This is a genomic window from Pseudonocardia sp. T1-2H (assembly GCF_038039215.1).
Taxonomy (GTDB): Bacteria; Actinomycetota; Actinomycetes; order Mycobacteriales; family Pseudonocardiaceae; genus Pseudonocardia.
Window position 1 is genome coordinate 3552140 of the sequence record NZ_JBBPCL010000001.1, and the last position, 15925, is coordinate 3568064.

The window sequence follows — 15925 nt, forward strand, 5'->3', positions numbered from 1 at the left end:
CGAGCGCGTCAGCTGAGGGCCCCGATCAGCCGGCCCGGCTCGGCGAGGATGCCCGGCAGCGCCTGGCTCGGCCGCTGCTGCTCGCCGTGCACCGCGTTGACGGCGACCAGCGCCGCGGTCAGGGCCGGGTTCACCCACTGGGCCACCTTGAGCTGCTGCTGGGTCGCCGCGACCTCCGGCGGCGTGTCCGTGGCGGGCTCGGTCCCGCCCTCGACGGGCCCGTCACCGGCCCCGTCGAGCTTCTTGCCCAGCACCCCGGTGTAGGCGGTGGCGCCGAGCGCGGCGGCGGTCAGGCCCGTCTTGAGGACGCTCGTCACGCCCACCCCGCGCTGCGTCGCCACCCGGCCCTTGTTCGCCAGCAGCAGGCCGGCCGACCCGGCCAGGTGGGCGCCGAACCAGGCGGCCAGGCCCAGGTCGTTCAGGCTGCGGATGATGGTGTTTCGGCCCGGCATGGGGTTCCTCTCGTGACAGGTGGTGCTCGGTGCCCCGGGGATAGCCGTCCCCCGCCGTGATCACACCCGATCCGGCCGAACCTTTTCCACACGGGTGCCGAGCTCGGCGATACCCGCGTGCCCGTCCAGCTCGGCGACGGCCTCCTCGACCGACGGGAAGGTGCTGAACTCGGTGAGCACCTGCCGGACCCGGACGGGCAGCAGCGTCAGCCGGCCCCCGCAGCCCGTGAGGTGGACGCCGATCCCGGCCCGGGCCGCGGTGTGCCGGACGTGCCGGAGCGTCTCGACGGCCCCGGGCCCGAAGTGCCCGACCCCGGCCAGGTCGACCAGCAGGTGGCCGACGGTGTGCCGCGCGACGCCGACGACCCCCAGCACCTGCAGCTGCAGGTCCGCCAGCCGCACCAGCCGCGCAGCCGCCTCGACCCCCAGCGCGCCGGCCACCCTGATCAGGCGGAACCCCGCCGACGGCGTCTCGACGGCGAGCTGGACCCGGTCGGGAGTACGCATGAGGACCTCCTGGACTCGCGGCGGGCCGCACCACCCGCACCGTCGGGAGGAGACCCACTGGGAGGGCGCTCTACACCCCGGGTGTCGAAGGAGCGGCGAGCGGGAACCAGGTCCGGGAGAGAGCCGGGGCGCAGGCCGTCGGCCGCCAGGAGAGGACGCCCAGGTGAGACTGCTGCAGACCACCGGCCGCAGACCGGACCGCAGATCGACGAGGAACGTCGTGCTCGACCGCGCCACCCGCGGCGTCGGCGGCACCGTGGCGCTCCTGCGCGCCCGGCGCTGAGCCGTGCCGGGGACGGGCCGCGGCGACGGGCTGCGGGGCTGGGCCGAGCTGCACGGGGACCTGACCCCGGGCGGCCCCGCGCGCGGCTGGATCCGTCTCGTCCAGGGGCTCGCGGCCGCCGGGCCGGTGTCCCGGGTGCCGCCGGACGTCCTGTCGCTGCTCGGGGTCCTCGTCGCCGCGGGGGCGTGGCCCGTCGCGGCCGCCGGGGGCAGGTGGCCGCTGCTCGCGGCCACACTCGTGGTCGTCAGCGGGATCCTCGACGGGCTCGACGGCGCGGTCGCGCTGCGCACCGGCACGGCGCGCCCGCTCGGCGCGGTGGTGGACGCGGCCGCGGACCGGGTCGGGGACCTGTTGCTCGTCGGGGTCCTCGGCGCGCTCGGGGCCCCGCTGCCGCTGTGCGCCGGGATCGCCGCCCTGGTGATGCTGCACGAGTACGTGCGGGCCCGAGCCCAGTCCGTCGGCATGCCCGGCGTCGGCGCGGTCACGGTGGCCGAGCGGCCGACGCGGGTGATCGTCGTGGCGGTCGCGGCGCTCGGCACGGGCACGTTCCCCGCGGGGACGCCGTGGACCGGCTGGGGCTGGGCCGCGGTCTGCGCGGTCCTGTGGGCCGCGCTGGCCGCGGTGGGGCTCACGCAGCTGGTCGTGGCCGTGGCGCGGACCGTGCCGCCCCGCTTCGGTCCGGGTCGCGATGGTCAGGGTCGCGATGGTCGGGGTCCCGGTGGGCCGGGTCGTCTCGACCCGAAGGGTGGCGGGCCGGGCCGATGAGGCCGGCCACGATCCCCGCGGACAGCAGCACCAGCGGGAGCCCGCCCCCGGGGTGCGCCGAGCCGCCGACCAGGTAGAGGCCGTCGACCGGCGCGCGGTTGGCGGGGCGGAGCATCGCCGCCCGCGCGCCGTGCGAGGCCGTCCCGTAGATCGCGCCGCCGGGGGCGCCGGTGTCCCGCTCGAGGTCCGCGGGGGTGCGGATCTCCCGCCACCGCAGCCGGCCCCGGACGTCCTCCCCCCGCGTGGCCAGCGTCGCGAGGACGTGGTCCGCGTACCGCTCGCGGAGCCCGGCCACGTCCCAGTCCACGCCCCTGCCGGGATCGTGCGGCGGGGCGTTGACCAACACGAACCAGCCCTCCGACGCGTCGTCGGGGCGGAGCGCGGGGTCGTCCGGGGCGTGCACGTAGATCGTCGGGTCGGCGACGGGGGCAGGCCGCCGGCCCAGGGTCGCGTCGAACTCGGCGTCGTGGTCCGCGGGGAACCAGACGCGGTGCGCGGGCCCGGGGACCCGGCCGTCGAGGGCGAGCAGCAGCACGAAACCCGCGAGCGAGCGCGGCGCCCGGCGCAGGGTCCGCCGCGGCCGTGCGGCCTCCGGCCCGGTCAGCAGGCGTTCGTAGAGGACGGAGGCGTCCGCGTTGCAGACCACGAGGTCCGCGCGCAGCGTGGTGCCGTCGGCGAGCCGCACCCCCGTCGCGCGCCCGCGTTCGGTGCGGACCTCGGCGACCTCCGAGCCGAGGTACACCTCGACGCCGAGGTCCCGGCAGCGCGCGAGCAGCGCGTCGCCCACCGTGCGGAGCCCGCCCCGCACGTACCACGCGCCGAAACGCTGCTCCACGTACGGCGTCACGGACAGGACGGACGGGGTGCGCCGCGGATCGGAGCCGGAGTAGGTCGCGTACCGGTTGAACCAGGTGCGTAGCCGCGGGTCCGGCAGAGCGGCCCTGCCCAGCCCGGCGAGCGAGCGCCACGGGGCGACCTCCCGAAGGTCGCGGAGCCGGTGGGACAGCCGGAGCAGGTCCCGCGGCCCGTCGAACGGCCGGCGCAGCACGGTGTCGCCGACGAGGTCCCAGAGCCGGCCGGAGCGCCGGTACAACGCCTCCCACGCCGCCCCGGAGCCCGGCCCCAGCGCCGCGTCGAGGGCGGCCGGGACGTCCGCGGGGTCGTGCGGCATGTCCAGCCGCGTCCCGTCGGCGAACCGGTACGCGCAGATCGGGTCGACGGGCACGACGTCCAGCCCGGCCGGCCCGCCGGTGTCCGCGAAGAGCTCGTCGAGCACCTGCGGGAGGGTGAGCAGGGACGGGCCGGTGTCGAACGCGAAGCCGTCCCGCTCGTAGGTGCCGAGCTTGCCGCCGTGCGTCGCGGCGCGTTCGTGCAGCGCGACGGCGTGGCCCTGCGCCGCCAGCCGGGCCGCCACGGCGAGGCCGCCGACCCCGGCGCCGATCACGATCACCCGGCTCACCGGTCCGCCCTCCTCACAGGGCGCGGCCCTTCCAGGTCAGCGTGCCCGCGTGCCGCCCGGCCCAGGACGACGCGAGCAGGCCCAGCAGCGTCAGGACCGAGGCCGGGTGCGCGGCCGCGTCCGGCCAGACCCGTCCCCCGGTGCGGCGCGCCGCGAGCACCCGGCCGACGATACCGGCGGCGTACCCGAGCAGCCCGGCCCGGGACCCGCGCAGCGCGGCCAGCGCCGGGACGACGTAGACCAGCGCCAGCAGCGCTGCCACGGCGGCCGACGCACCGGGACCGCCGAACGCCCGCCACAGGGACTTCCGGTACCCGGCGGCCAGCTCGGCCCAGCCGTCGTACATCCGGCAGGTGGCGATGCGGGAGCCGTCCGCGACGCCCGTCCGCCCGCCCGCCCGGCGGACGGCCCGAGCGAGCGCGATGTCGTCCAGGACCTCCCCGGCGACGGCCACGAACCCGCCGGCGGTGGCGAGCGCGCCGGAGTCGACCAGGAGGAACTGGCCGTTGGCCGCAACCAGCGAGGGCCGCCGGGACCGCTCGGCCACCCCCAGCGGCAGGCTCACCAGCCACGACCAGGCCAGGAGCGGCTGCACCAGGCGGGTGGCCGGGCCGTCGGCGAGCTGGCGGGGCCACGGGCAGAGCAGCGCGAACCCGCCGTCGCGCAGGACCGCCACCGCGGCGGCGACGGCGTGCGGCGCGAGCACGACGTCCGCGTCGACGAACACCAGCACCCGCCCGGTCGCCGCGGCGGCGAGCTGCGCGCACGCGTGCGGTTTGCCCAGGACGCCCGCGGGCGGCGGCGTGCCCCGCAGGACTCGCAGGCGGGGATCGGCCCCGGCGACGTGCTCGACCAGCGCGGGCGTGCCGTCCGTGGAGCCGTCGTCGAGGACGAGCAGCTCCAGGTCCGGCACGCCCGTCTGGGCGAGGAGCGAGCGGACGGTCGGCGCGATCCGGTGCGCCTCGTCGCGGGCGGGGACGAGCACGGAGACGCGTTCCCGCACGGGCGGCGGCTCGGCCGGAGGGACCCGGAGGCGGCGGAGGTTGAACAGTTCGTGGAGGGTTCCGGCCACGGCGAGGCCGGCCCCGGCCCGCACCGCGCGGCGCACGGTCCGGGCCGTCCACGACTCGATCATCGCCGCAGATACTAGGCCGGAACGGCGCCGGCGGCGCGGCGGGGACGATCGCGCCGAACCTGGGCCACAAGGGGGTTTTGGCGCGCCCCGGGCGGGGATCTCGCGATGTGCCGGGTCACCGGGTACGCCGCGCCGAAGGGTTCCGCCATGCTCCGTAGCTCCCCCGCCCTGCGCCGCGGGCGCCTCGACCGGACGGCGTGGATGCTGGTCGCCGCGGCGGTGCTGACCCAGATCCTGTACCCGCTGACCCCGCAGACGCTGCTCGTCGTGCCGACCGTGGTGTCCGTGGTGATCTTCGCGGCGGCGTCGCTCACCGACGCCGCCCGCCGGCACGGAGCCCGCGGCGCCGTCGTCCTGCTCGTCGTGGCCGGGGGCGGCGGGCTCGCCGCGGAGGCCATGGGCGTGGCCACCGGCCTCCCGTTCGGCGCCTACGCCTACACCGGCAGCCTCGGGGCGGAGCTGTTCGACGTCCCGGTGATCGTGCCACTGGCGTGGATCATGATGGCCTGGCCGGCGCTCGTCGTGGGCCGGTCGCTGGTGGCGTCGTCGCCGGTCGCGGTCGCCGCGGTCGGCGGGGTCGCGCTCGCGGCCTGGGACGTCTTCCTCGACCCGCAGATGGTCGACGCCGGGCACTGGCGGTGGACGCACCCGTCGCCCTCGCTGCCGCTCGTCCCGGGCATCCCGCTGAGCAACTACGCCGGCTGGCTGGTGGTGTCCGTCCTGATGATCGCCGCGCTGGACCGGCTGCTCGGGCGGCGCCGGGCCGGTGCGCCCCCGTCCGGTCCGGCGGCGGCGCTGTACCTGTGGGTGTACGCCTCGTCCGTCCTCGCCCACCTCGCGTTCTTCGGGCTGCCCGGATCCGCGCTGGCGGGAGGCGTCCTGATGGGGCTCGTGGCCGTGCCGTTCGCCCGCGTGGTGTGGCGTGCCGCGGTCCCGTCCGGCCTCGCGGCCCCGGCCCCGCCCCGGGCGGAGTCCGCTCTCCGGGCCGTCCGCGGCTCCGACGACCGGCGGCCTCGCTGACGCGCTACCGGGGCTCCGCCGCACGGCGCCGCCGGACCACCACCGCCACGACGATCGCGACCACGGCCGCCGCGACCGCGGCGCGGACGGCGCCGGCGGCCCCGGCCTTCCGCCCGGCGGTGCGGAGCCGGGCCGGGACGTCGAGCCGCGAGGAGAGCTCGTCGAGGGTCTCGCCGAGGTCCTCGCGGACCTGCTCGATCTCCTGCACGCGGTCGTCCTCCATGCGCTCGACCTCGCGCTCCACCTCGGCCCGGAGCTCCTTCGACGTCGTCTCCGTCCCGTCGACGACCGGACGGTCCGGGGACAGGCCGCCCGGCTCCTCGTTCTCCGCGTGCGTGCTCATGCTGGCGTTCCTCTCGACGGGCCGGACCGGGCGTGTGCCGCGGGATGACCGTTTTCCGTTCCGGTCAACCCTCCGGGTCCGACCGTCCCCGCCTCACCAGCGGTTGCGGCGCCGGTCCCGCCACGACCGCCCGTCCGGGTCGTAGACGAGGCGGTAGACGGGTGCGGCCCACAGCTTCGTGTGCAGCGGCAGGTGCTCCGGCCGGTGCGGGCGCAGCCGTCCCGGGGGCCGCGGCCCGGCCCGCCCCGCATCGTGCCAGGCGTCGAGCGCGGAGGCCGCGGACTCGAAGGCCGCCACGGCGCCGTCCGGGTCGAGCAGGTCGGCGTCGTCGCCGGGGCCGCGGTCGAGGTGGTGGCGCATCAGCTCGAGGCGCAGGTCCCGGGCGAAGCGGCGGGCCCCGTCGCCGAGGCCGCCGGGATCGGCCGGGCCGCGCCCGTCCGGCCGCTCGTCCAGCACCGCGGCGGTCAGCTCGCTGTCGTGGCTCCAGGAGCGGCGGTTGAGGTTGGCGCTGCCGACGGCTGCCCACACGTCGTCCATCACGGCGACCTTCGCGTGTGCGTACACCGGCGTGCCGCAGTGGTTCTCCAGGTCGAACACGTGCAGCCGGTCCGCGGCCGCCCGGCGGCAGACCTCGAGCGCCTCGAGCCGGCCGACCTGGTTCGGCGGCAGTGCCAGCCGGCCGTCGACGTCCGGATGCCGCGGGACGACGACCACGATGTGCAGCTCCGGGCTCCGCTGCAGCGCCGCGGCGAGCAGGCGGGCGATGTGCGGGGACCACATGTACTGGTCCTGCAGGTAGATCAGCCGCCGGGCCCGCCGCAGGGCCTTGGCGTAACCCCGGGCCACGGACCGCTCGCCGTCGGGCGCGAACGGGTAGCCGGGCCGGGTCGACGGGTAGGTGCGCAGCACCTGCACGGACATCTCCCCCACGGGTGCCGGGTCCGGTCCCTGGTCCGGGAGCGGATCGGCCACCATGTCCGCCCCGTCGAGCGCGTCGCGGATCCGGGCGAGGGGTGAGTACAGGTCGAGCGGCCGCGGATCGTTCCACCGCTCCCGGAACACCGCGTCGAACATCCCGACGGCGGGGCCGTGCACCTCGAGCTGGACGTCGTGCCACGGCGGGTGCTCGCCGTACACCGCCGCCATCGGCAGGCTCTGCGGGTCCCCGGCGTGCGTCGCGTCGTCCCGGCGCGAGTGGCACAGGTCGATGCCGCCGACGAACACCACGTCGCGGGCGGGATCGCCGGGGCGGCGCAGCACGACCAGCTTCTGGTGGTGCGAGCCCGCCAGGCGCACGCGCTGGTCCAGCAACACCTCGCCGCCGGCCTCGCGGACCTCGTCGCCGAGCCGGCGGTTCTCCTTCTCGCTGTAGGCCAGCTCGTCGGAGTGGGAGCGCCACATCAGCCCCTTGACGAGGACCCCGCGGCGGGCCGCGTCCCCGAACAGCTCGGCGACCGCGGGGCCGTCGGGGGTCAGCAGCTCGTCGGCGTCGCCGCGCCAGTCGGTGAAGAACAGCTGGTCCCCGGGCCCCAGCTCGGGGACCTCCTCGGCGAGCCGGGCGAAGTACGTCGCGCCGTCGACGAGGGGCCGGACGTCGTTCCCGGCACACCAGGCGGGCAGTTCGCAGGCCGGGTTGTCCCGTTCCCGCATCGTCAGGAACCACTGGTCGAGGTCCACGCTCACCTCTCGGGCCGGGCGGTGCGGCACTGTCCGATCACGAGCCGCGGAGGCGGACGCTACCGACGGAAGCGGCGATTCGCTCGATGCCGCGTCAGGGGCTGACGGGGCCGCCGGGTCGCCCGGCCGCGCCGCCCGTGATCTGCTCTCGGCGTGCGTGTCGCGACCGTGAACATCGCGTCCGGCCGAGACCGCCGCGGCCGGTCGGCCGACGCCGCCGGGCTCGCCGCGGCCGTCGCGGGCCTCACCGTGGACGTGCTGTCCGTACAGGAGCTGGACATCGGGCAGCCCCGGTCACACGTCGACCAGCCCGCGGTGCTGGCCGCGGCGTTCGGGGCGTCGGCCTGGCGGGACGTGGCGACGGTCGCCGGGACGCCCGACCCGTCCGCGTCCTGGCGCCCGCTCGTACCCCCGACGCTGCGGGGTCCGGACGACGACCGATCGGGCCCGCGCTATGGGATCGGGCTCTTCTGCCGGCGCCCGGTCCGGCGCTGGCACGTGCTCGGGCTCCCGCCCGGCCGGGCGAGGCTGCCGGTTCCGGGCCCGCGCACGCAGGAGCCGCGCGTGGTGTGGTTCCCGGACGAGCCGAGGGCCGCCGTCGCCGCGGAGCTGGACGGTCTGACCGTCGTCGGCACCCACCTGTCGTTCGCTCCGCACACCGCGATCGCGCAGCTGCGCCGGGTGCGGGCCTGGGCGGCGCGGTTGCCGGGGCCGGTCCTGCTCGCCGGGGACCTCAACCTCGCGGGCCCGCCGGCCGCGCTCGTGGCGAGGGGATCGCGGCTGGTCCGGGGGCCGACGTTCCCCGCCGACCGGCCTCGGCTGCAGGTCGACCACCTGCTGGCGCTGGGCCGGCTCAGCGGGCGCGACCCGGAGATCCGCGCACTCGCGATCGGTGATCACCGCGCTGTGGCGGTCACCGTGCAGCGACGCGGGTCCTGACCCGGCCTAGCCGGAATGGGCTCAGTAGAGCACCGGCGGCGCGGGCTCCCAGCCCCGGCCCGCCTCCGCCATGTGCAGCGGCCGGTCGCACCCGAAGCGGGCGTGGGTCCGCTCCCAGCCGCGGGCCAGGGCCGGGTGGCAGACGGTGACACCCGCGCCGCACTTCTCGCACTCCCCCGCCCACTCCACCGCGACGAGACCGGACGGGTACCGCTGTTCCTGCTGCCTCATTCCGCACACTCCCGAGCCGGGTCGCCCGGCCCGACGATCGCTCTGCGGTCGTCGTCCTCGAGCCGGGACGCACCGGTCCCACCGGGGGTGCCCGCCCCCGGCACGCTCAATCGGGCCGATCGGGTGAATCCGGACGCCGGACGCGGACGGGTCCGTCCGAGATGTGCCGTGGTCCGCCCGTTCGTAGGGTTCGGGACATGGAGCCCGACGAGGAGACCCTGGCGTTCGCGCACCGGATGTTCGAGCTCGCCCGCGACGGCGGCACCGAGGAGCTCGCCGCGAACGTCGACGCGGGGCTTCCGGTGAACCTGACCAACCACAAGGGCGACACCCTGCTGATCCTCGCGGCCTACCACGGCCACCCGGAGACCGTGGCGGCGTTGCTGGCCCGCGGCGCCGACCCGGCCCGGGTCAACGACCGCGGGCAGACCGCGCTGGGGGCGGCAACGTTCCGCCGCACCCGCGACTCCGTGGTCGCGCTGCTCGCGGCCGGCGCGGACCCGGCGGCGGGCGGGCAGTCCGCGCTGGCCGTCGCGCAGTTCTTCGACCTGCCGGAGATGGCGGAGCTGCTGCGCGGTGGCCCGGCGGCCGAGTGATCCGTTTCGGATGGGGAACGGCCGGGCACGTCCCGGGTGCCAGCGTCGATCAACCGGCGTCCACAGCATCTACGACGAGGCAGGCCGATGCCCCCCACTCGCAAGCCCGACCAGACCGCCCCCGCCCCCGTCAGCCCGACCGGTGTCGAGATGCCGCTCCCCGACGGAGCCCCCGACCCGCGTGCCCAGGCCGGTGACGTCCTGACCTCCCCGCAGGGCGTCCGGATCCCGGACACCGACCACTCGCTCAAAGCGGGTCCGCGGGGCCCGGTCCTGCTCGAGGACTTCCATCTCCGCGAGAAGATCAGCCACTTCGACCACGAGCGGATCCCGGAACGGGTCGTGCACGCCCGCGGCGCGGGCGCCCACGGCACGTTCACCAGCTACGGAACGGCGGGGAACATCACCCGCGCGGCGGTGCTGGCCGAGAAGGGCCTCGAGACCCCGGTCTTCGTCCGGTTCTCGACCGTGCTCGGCTCCCGGGGCTCGGCGGACACGGTCCGCGACACCCGTGGCTTCGCCGTGAAGTTCTACACGAAGGAGGGGAACTGGGACCTCGTCGGCAACAACATCCCGGTCTTCTTCATCCAGGACGCGATCAAGTTCCCGGACATCATCCACGCCGGCAAGCCCAGTCCCACCCGCGAGATCCCGCAGGCCCAGTCCGCGCACGACGGCTTCTGGGACTTCGTCAGCCTGCACACCGAAGCCACCCACCACACGCTGTGGAACATGAGCGACCGTGGCATCCCGCGGAGCTACCGCACGATGGAGGGCTTCGGGGTCCACACGTTCCGTCTGGTCAACGCCGACCGGGAGACGACCCTGGTCAAGTTCCACTGGAAGCCGGTCCTGGGCGTGCACAGCCTGACCTGGGAGGAGGCGCAGATCGCCGCGGGTGTCGATCCGGACTTCCACCGTCGCGACCTCGCCGACGCCATCGAGGCGGGCGCCTTCCCCGAGTGGGAGCTGGGCGTGCAGATCTTCCCGGACACCGAGGAGGAGACCTACGAGGGCATCGACCTCCTCGACCCGACGAAGATCGTCCCCGAGGAGATGGTCCCGGTCCAGCCGATCGGGAAGCTGGTGCTGAACGCCAACCCGCAGAACTACTTCGCGGAGACCGAGCAGATCGCCTTCTGCACCGGACACGTGGTGCCGGGGATCGAGTTCACCAACGACCCCCTGCTGCAGGGCCGCAACTTCTCCTACCTGGACACCCAGCTCACCCGCCTCGGCGGCCCGAACTGGCCGCAGATCCCGATCAACCGGCCGCACGTCGCCGTCAACGACAACCACCGCGACGGCTTCATGCAGCAGGGCGTCCCGGTCGGCGAGGCGCCCTACCTGCCCAACTCGATCGACGACGGCAGCCCGCAGCCGGCCGACTTCGAGCACGGCGGGTACGTCAACGTGCCGCGGCAGGTCGAGGGTGAGGTCGCCCGCGGGGTCCCGTCGTCCTTCGACGACCACTTCAGCCAGCCTGCGATGTTCTACGCGAGCCTGTCCGACGTCGAGAAGACGCACACCATCGAGGCCTACACCTTCGAGCTCGGAAAGGTCTACGAGCAGGAGATCAAGGAGCGCACGCTCGGCATCCTCGCGAAGATCGACTCGGATCTCTGCGAGAAGGTCGCCGCCGGGCTCGGCCTGCCCGTGCCGGACGGCAAGCCGGTCGAGCACCTGCCCCCGTCCCCGGCACTGGCCCAGGTCAAACCCGACTCGTTCCCAATCGCCGGGCGTCAGGTGGGCGTCGTCGCCGGGCCGGACGCGGACCTTGCCGGCATCGCGGCGCTGCGGAGCGCACTGGAGGACGAGGGCGCGCAGGTCAAGGTGATCGCCCCGCACGGCGGGACGCTCGGCAAGGGAAAGAACCAGCAGGTCGTCGAGCGGACGGTCGTCACCGCCCGGTCCATCGAGTTCGACGCCGTGGTCGTCGCGGACGGCGCCCCGAAGGACTCCGACATCAAGTCGGTGGTACTCCTTCAGGAGGCGTACCGGCAGCTCAAGCCGTTCGCCGCGTGGGGCGACGGCGCGGAGGTCCTGACCTCGGCCGGCATCGACGTCGACGGGCCCGGGGTCCTGACCGGAAAGACCGCGGATTCCCTTGCGAAGGACCTCGTGGCGGCGCTCGGCCGCCACCGGGTGTGGGAGCGCGAGGAGCTGGTCACGGCCTCGGCCGTGCCGCCCGCCTCCTGAGCCTCCCCCGACACGACGCGGCCGGCGGGACATCGTCCCGCCGGCCGCGTCGTGGGTGGTGCCGGAGTCAGCTCGCGATGGCGACCGCGCGGTGCTCGTCGGGCACGCAGTGGGGTCTCCATGATCTCGGCCGGGTCCTCGAGCGGCTGCAGCCGGCGTTCGAGCCGCCGCGGCCCGCCGCACGGTTTGCCGGGCGGGTGATCGAGGAACGTGACGACCGACCCGGATCCCCTGACGAGGAGTGCTCCCGATGCGCGCAGTGACCTGGCACGGCAAACGCGACGTCCGCGTGGACACCGTCCCCGACCCGACCATCCAGGACCCGACGGACGTGATAGTCCGGATCACCTCGACCGGGATCTGCGGCTCCGACCTGCACCTCTACGAGGTCCTCGGGCCCTTCCTCGACGAGGGCGACATCCTCGGCCACGAGCCGATGGGCGTCGTCGAGGAGGTCGGCGCCGGGGTGACCGAGCTCCGCGCGGGCGACCGCGTGGTGATCCCGTTCAACGTCTCCTGCGGCACCTGCTTCATGTGCTCGGCCGGCCTGCACTCCCAGTGCGAGACCACCCAGGTCCGCGAGCAGGGCACGGGCGCCGCGCTGTTCGGCTACACCAAGCTCTACGGCCAGGTCCCGGGTGGGCAGGCCGAGTACCTGCGGGTCCCGTTCGGCAACACGCTGCCGATCAAGGTGCCGGACGGCCCGCCGGACGACCGCTTCGTCTACCTCTCCGACGTCCTGCCCACGGCCTGGCAGGCGGTGGCCTACGCCGACGTCGCGCCCGGCGGCAGCCTCGTCGTCCTGGGACTGGGGCCGATCGGGGACATGGCCACCCGGATCGCGAAGCACCGCGGTGTCGAGCAGGTCATCGGGGTGGACCTCGTCCCGGCCCGGCTGGACCGGGCCCGCAAGCACGGCGTGCAGGTCGTCGACCTGCGCGAGCACGGCAAGGACCTCGGCGAGGTCGTGCGGGAGCTGACCGGCGGGCGCGGCGCGGACGCGGTGATCGACGCCGTCGGGATGGAGGCGCACGGCTCGCCGATGGGGAAGATCGCGCACCAGCTCGTCGGCTACCTGCCCGACGCCGTCGCGGCGCCGCTGATGAAGACCGCCGGGACGGACCGGCTGGCGGCGCTGTACTCGGCGATCGACCTGGTCCGGCGCGGTGGCACGATCTCGCTGTCCGGCGTCTACGGCGGCACCGCGGACCCGCTGCCGATGCTCACGATGTTCGACAAGCAGATCCAGCTGCGGATGGGCCAGGCGAACGTGCTCCGCTGGGTGCCGGACATCCTGCCGCTGCTCGACGACGCCGACGTGCTGGGGACGCAGGACTTCGCGACGCACCGGCTGCCGCTCGCCGCGGCCCCGCAGGCCTACGCGACGTTCCAGAAGAAGGAGGACGGGATGGTCAAGGTGCTGCTGCAGCCGTGAGCGGGGATTGAACGCCCGCCCCGGGGGCAATAGGCCTGCATGAGCGAGAACACCGAGAAGCGCGACGACGACGAGGGCCTGGTCGCGGAGGCGCTGCGGGAGTCCACCGTCACCGGCGCGCCGGAGGAGACGAACGACGAGATCCCGCCGGAGCCGCAGGCGACGGCGTTCCCCGGGGCCGGCCCCGAGGGACGCGACGACGAGCGGAAGAGGGAGCGCGACTGAGATCGCGTACCCGGGCCGGTAGACGATCACCGGTCCGGGTACGTGCCCCGCATGGCGACCCCGAACACGAGCACCCGACCCGTACCCACCGAGGCGGCCCGCGCCACCGCCACCGACACCGCCCGCGTGCTCACCCTCGCGCTGGCCCCGATCGTCGCGTAGGGCGTCATCGCACGACGACGCCGCGTGGGCGCCCTGGCCGGGAAGCTGGACACCGACGGGCGGGGGGTCGCGGTGCTGCAGGACCTCCGGGACCGTTACGGCCCCGGTCCGGTTGCGCATCCCCGGCCGCCCCGCGGCGCTCGTCCTGGATCCCGGGCACGTGCGGCGGACCCTCACCGAATCGCTGGACCCGTTCGCCCCGGACAGCTGGGAGAAGCGCGGCGCGCTGCGGCACCTCCAGCCGCACGGCGTGCTGATCTCGCGCGGCTCCCTGCGGGCCGAGCGCCGGGTGTTCGACGAGGCCGTGCTCGACACCGGGAAGCCGCTGCACGAGCAGGCCGGCGCGATGACGCGGGTCGTGCACGGCGAGGCCTCCTGGCTCGGCTCGGTCGCCGCCGGTGACGGGGCCCTGACCTGGGACACCTTCATCCCCGCCTGGTGGCGCACGGTGCGCCGGATCGTGCTCGGCGACGGCGCCCGCGAGGACCACCGGCTGACCGACGACCCCACCCACCTGCGCAACAGGGCCAACTGGTCCGGCCTCGTCCCGCAGCAGAAGGCCCGGCGGGACCGCTTCCGCAACGCCGTCCGCACCCATCTCGACCGGGCCGAGCCCGGTAGCCTCGCCGCGATGACGGCCCGGAACCCGGCCGACAGCCGCACCGACCCGGTCGACCAGGTCCGCCGACCGCTTCCACCCGGAATGGTGGCTGGACGGCAGCGCGCGGGAGGACTGGTCCCTGGTGCCGTTCAGCGCGGGACCGGCGGCTTGCCCGGGACGCGAGCTCGTCCTGTTCACCGCGAGCACGTTCCTCGCGGTGCTGCTCCGGGACCTGGACCCGGCGCCGCCCGCCGAGCTGTCGGGCGGTGAGCCGCTGCCGAAGGGCCTGGACCCGTTCGTCCTGCGGTTCCCGGTCCGGGCGATTCGCTGAGCGAGGGTCAGTTCCCGGCGCGCGCCTCGGCGCCGGTCTCCCCCGCGTAGCCCTCGTCGTCCCCGGCGACCCGCCCGACGTACTCTTCGTTCGGTGCCGTGCCGGTGGTGCTGGCGCCCTCGGCGTCCTCCTGGTCACCCGGCTCGCCGCCGGTGTCCCGGGCCGCCGCCACACCCTCGTCGTCGGCCACGTCGTCCTCCGAGCGCTTCATGCGGCCGGGCTACCCGCCGTGTCGCCGACCGACACCTTCCCGGGACGCCGAACGGCCGTCACGGGGGCATCCTGGGGCGGTGGCCCTCCCCGAGCCGGTGACCGTCGAGCCGCCCGCCCTCCCGCACCCCCACCTGATACGGCAGAGCTGGCGCGACGTCGCGTTCCTGCACTGGGCTGTCGAGCCCGCCTCGGTGGTGCGGTTCCTCCCGCCCGGGGTGCGGCCGGACGTCCTCGACGGCCGGACCTACGTCGGGCTGATCCCGTTCCGGATGGTCCGGGCCGGCTTGGCGCTCGGGCCGGCGGTGCCCTGGGCGGGGACGTTCCTCGAGACCAACGTCCGGCTCTACTCGGTCGACGACACCGGGCGCCGCGGGATCGTCTTCCTCAGCCTGGACGCCGACCGGGCCCTCGTGGTGGCGGGCGCGCGGGCGGTGTTCGGGCTGCCGTACCGCTGGGCCCGAATGGGCTTCCGCGCCGCGGGCGACGAGCGGGCCTACACGACCCGGCTGCGCCGGGGCGGGGTGCGCAGCCGGGTCGCGGTCCGGGTCGGCGCCCCGACGGCCGGCGGCCCGCTCGAGCACTTCCTCACCGCACGCTGGGGCCTGCACGTGGCACGCGGCGGCCGGACCCGGTACGTCCCGAACGCGCACCCGCCGTGGCCGCTGCGCACGGCCGAGCTCCTCGACCTCGACGACGGCCTCGTCGCCGCCGCGGGGCTGGGCGATCTCGCCCGCCGCCCACCCGACCACGTCGCGTTCAGCGACGGGGTCGGGGTCCGCTTCGGACTGCCGGTACCGGCCACGACGCCACGCGGCGGAGACCGGATCAGCCGGCGGCGAAGCGGGTACGGGACCGTCATGGGCAACCGAGACAGCAACCAGAGCTCCGTCCGGACCGACGAGCAGATCGCCTCCCCGAAGGGTTCCGAGGTCACCGAGGACGAGGCCGGCGGCGACGAGCCGATGGCCGAGGTCCCGGGGGGCCCGCAGGTCGACGTCCCGGCGGCGCAGGGCCGCGTCCCCGAGGACGACGACCGGTGACCGCCGGGGGTTCGGGTCCGGACGCACCTGCCACCCGGGCAGTTCGCGAACTGCGGCGCCGACAGGACCGTTCGGAGCAGTTCGTAGGGGTCCGGCATTGCGCCGTTCGCCGTGCACGACAATTCCCCTGAGCGTTTCTTCCGGCCTCCTCGACCGTTGGAAGGAACAGGAGCCGCGACGGTGACGCCGCCGCGATTCCGGGCGTCCGTGATGTCCTCCCGTGGGGTTGTGGGACCCGCCCGGGTGCGGAACGCGAACCGATCGGCCCGCCTGCCGGTAGGGAGCGCAGGTGGGCCGGTCGGCGCCCCGCCC

The 15925-nt window shown here is 75.4% G+C and carries 16 protein-coding genes and 1 pseudogene; 9 read left to right on the forward strand and 8 right to left on the reverse strand.

The genetic code is table 11. The features are described from left to right. Positions 1-8: 8 nt before the first annotated feature. The gene (locus WBK50_RS17545) at positions 9-452 is read right to left on the reverse strand and encodes a hypothetical protein (RefSeq protein ID WP_341336653.1); all 444 of its coding nucleotides are present in this window, start codon (positions 450-452) and stop codon (positions 9-11) included. Positions 453-512: 60 nt separating this feature from the next. Beyond that, positions 513-959: an STAS domain-containing protein gene (locus WBK50_RS17550; RefSeq protein ID WP_341336654.1), complete on the reverse strand. Its 447-nt coding sequence runs from the start codon at positions 957-959 to the stop codon at positions 513-515. Between the two features lie 418 nt (positions 960-1377). On the opposite strand from WBK50_RS17550, the pseudogene WBK50_RS17555 reads away from it, so the two are divergent. Next, positions 1378-1776 (forward strand): annotated as a pseudogene (locus WBK50_RS17555) (CDP-alcohol phosphatidyltransferase family protein); the annotation flags it as partial. A gap of 94 nt (positions 1777-1870) precedes the next feature. On the opposite strand, the gene WBK50_RS17560 reads toward WBK50_RS17555, so the two are convergent. Both WBK50_RS17560 and WBK50_RS17565 read right to left on the reverse strand, forming a co-directional pair. Further along, on the reverse strand, positions 1871-3466 hold the full coding sequence (locus WBK50_RS17560; RefSeq protein WP_341336655.1) for a phytoene desaturase family protein: 1596 nt from the start codon (positions 3464-3466) through the stop codon (positions 1871-1873). A 13-nt stretch (positions 3467-3479) separates the two neighbouring features. Beyond that, positions 3480-4601, reverse strand: coding sequence for a glycosyltransferase (locus WBK50_RS17565; RefSeq protein ID WP_341336656.1), 1122 nt, complete (start codon positions 4599-4601; stop codon positions 3480-3482). A 105-nt stretch (positions 4602-4706) separates the two neighbouring features. Between WBK50_RS17565 and WBK50_RS17570 the strand changes: the two genes are divergently transcribed. Beyond that, positions 4707-5621 (forward strand): carotenoid biosynthesis protein, encoded by a 915-nt coding sequence (locus WBK50_RS17570; protein WP_341336657.1) that lies wholly within the window; start codon positions 4707-4709, stop codon positions 5619-5621. Positions 5622-5625: 4 nt separating this feature from the next. On the opposite strand, the gene WBK50_RS17575 is transcribed toward WBK50_RS17570, so the two are convergent. Continuing rightward, on the reverse strand, positions 5626-5964 hold the full coding sequence (locus WBK50_RS17575) for a DUF3618 domain-containing protein (protein ID WP_341336658.1): 339 nt from the start codon (positions 5962-5964) through the stop codon (positions 5626-5628). 93 nt (positions 5965-6057) lie between these two features. Next, positions 6058-7641, reverse strand: a complete 1584-nt coding sequence (locus WBK50_RS17580) for a phospholipase D family protein (protein WP_341336659.1) — start codon at positions 7639-7641, stop codon at positions 6058-6060. A 153-nt stretch (positions 7642-7794) separates the two neighbouring features. Between WBK50_RS17580 and WBK50_RS17585 the strand changes: the two genes are divergently transcribed. Beyond that, on the forward strand, positions 7795-8580 hold the full coding sequence (locus WBK50_RS17585) for an endonuclease/exonuclease/phosphatase family protein (protein WP_341336660.1): 786 nt from the start codon (positions 7795-7797) through the stop codon (positions 8578-8580). A 21-nt stretch (positions 8581-8601) separates the two neighbouring features. Here the strand turns inward: WBK50_RS17585 and WBK50_RS17590 are convergent, their stop codons facing one another. Beyond that, on the reverse strand, positions 8602-8811 hold the full coding sequence (locus tag WBK50_RS17590) for a hypothetical protein (RefSeq protein WP_341336661.1): 210 nt from the start codon (positions 8809-8811) through the stop codon (positions 8602-8604). A 197-nt stretch (positions 8812-9008) separates the two neighbouring features. Here WBK50_RS17590 and WBK50_RS17595 point away from each other — a divergent pair, with 197 nt between their 5' ends. The 5 genes from WBK50_RS17595 (at position 9009) to WBK50_RS17615 (ending at position 14360) form a co-directional block, all read left to right on the forward strand. After that, positions 9009-9407 (forward strand): ankyrin repeat domain-containing protein, encoded by a 399-nt coding sequence (locus tag WBK50_RS17595; RefSeq protein ID WP_341336662.1) that lies wholly within the window; start codon positions 9009-9011, stop codon positions 9405-9407. Between the two features lie 87 nt (positions 9408-9494). Further along, the gene (locus WBK50_RS17600) at positions 9495-11606 is read left to right on the forward strand and encodes a catalase (RefSeq protein ID WP_341336663.1); all 2112 of its coding nucleotides are present in this window, start codon (positions 9495-9497) and stop codon (positions 11604-11606) included. 250 nt (positions 11607-11856) lie between these two features. After that, positions 11857-13041 carry a zinc-dependent alcohol dehydrogenase gene (locus tag WBK50_RS17605; RefSeq protein ID WP_341336664.1) on the forward strand — a complete coding sequence of 395 codons (1185 nt, stop codon included), beginning with the start codon at positions 11857-11859 and terminating at the stop codon, positions 13039-13041. Between the two features lie 39 nt (positions 13042-13080). Continuing rightward, positions 13081-13266 carry a hypothetical protein gene (locus WBK50_RS17610; protein ID WP_341336665.1) on the forward strand — a complete coding sequence of 62 codons (186 nt, stop codon included), beginning with the start codon at positions 13081-13083 and terminating at the stop codon, positions 13264-13266. A 905-nt stretch (positions 13267-14171) separates the two neighbouring features. Then, entirely contained in the window at positions 14172-14360 is a 189-nt protein-coding gene (locus tag WBK50_RS17615; protein WP_341336666.1) for a hypothetical protein, read from the forward strand. 7 nt (positions 14361-14367) lie between these two features. Here WBK50_RS17615 and WBK50_RS17620 read toward each other — a convergent pair whose 3' ends face one another. Further along, on the reverse strand, positions 14368-14571 hold the full coding sequence (locus WBK50_RS17620) for a hypothetical protein (RefSeq protein WP_341336667.1): 204 nt from the start codon (positions 14569-14571) through the stop codon (positions 14368-14370). Positions 14572-14650: 79 nt separating this feature from the next. Here WBK50_RS17620 and WBK50_RS17625 point away from each other — a divergent pair, with 79 nt between their 5' ends. After that, positions 14651-15613, forward strand: coding sequence for a YqjF family protein (locus WBK50_RS17625; RefSeq protein ID WP_341336668.1), 963 nt, complete (start codon positions 14651-14653; stop codon positions 15611-15613). Positions 15614-15925: the final 312 nt, after the last annotated feature.

Coding starts and splice junctions, on each gene's coding strand:
- WBK50_RS17590 (WP_341336661.1), bottom strand. CDS start 8,811: ATGAGGCAGCAGGAACAGCGGTACCCGTCCGGTCTCGTCGCGGTGGAG.
- WBK50_RS17620 (WP_341336667.1), bottom strand. CDS start 14,571: ATGAAGCGCTCGGAGGACGACGTGGCCGACGACGAGGGTGTGGCGGCG.
- WBK50_RS17600 (WP_341336663.1), top strand. CDS start 9,495: ATGCCCCCCACTCGCAAGCCCGACCAGACCGCCCCCGCCCCCGTCAGC.
- WBK50_RS17575 (WP_341336658.1), bottom strand. CDS start 5,964: ATGAGCACGCACGCGGAGAACGAGGAGCCGGGCGGCCTGTCCCCGGAC.
- WBK50_RS17610 (WP_341336665.1), top strand. CDS start 13,081: ATGAGCGAGAACACCGAGAAGCGCGACGACGACGAGGGCCTGGTCGCG.
- WBK50_RS17545 (WP_341336653.1), bottom strand. CDS start 452: ATGCCGGGCCGAAACACCATCATCCGCAGCCTGAACGACCTGGGCCTG.
- WBK50_RS17565 (WP_341336656.1), bottom strand. CDS start 4,601: ATGATCGAGTCGTGGACGGCCCGGACCGTGCGCCGCGCGGTGCGGGCC.
- WBK50_RS17595 (WP_341336662.1), top strand. CDS start 9,009: ATGGAGCCCGACGAGGAGACCCTGGCGTTCGCGCACCGGATGTTCGAG.
- WBK50_RS17570 (WP_341336657.1), top strand. CDS start 4,707: ATGTGCCGGGTCACCGGGTACGCCGCGCCGAAGGGTTCCGCCATGCTC.
- WBK50_RS17550 (WP_341336654.1), bottom strand. CDS start 959: ATGCGTACTCCCGACCGGGTCCAGCTCGCCGTCGAGACGCCGTCGGCG.
- WBK50_RS17605 (WP_341336664.1), top strand. CDS start 11,857: ATGCGCGCAGTGACCTGGCACGGCAAACGCGACGTCCGCGTGGACACC.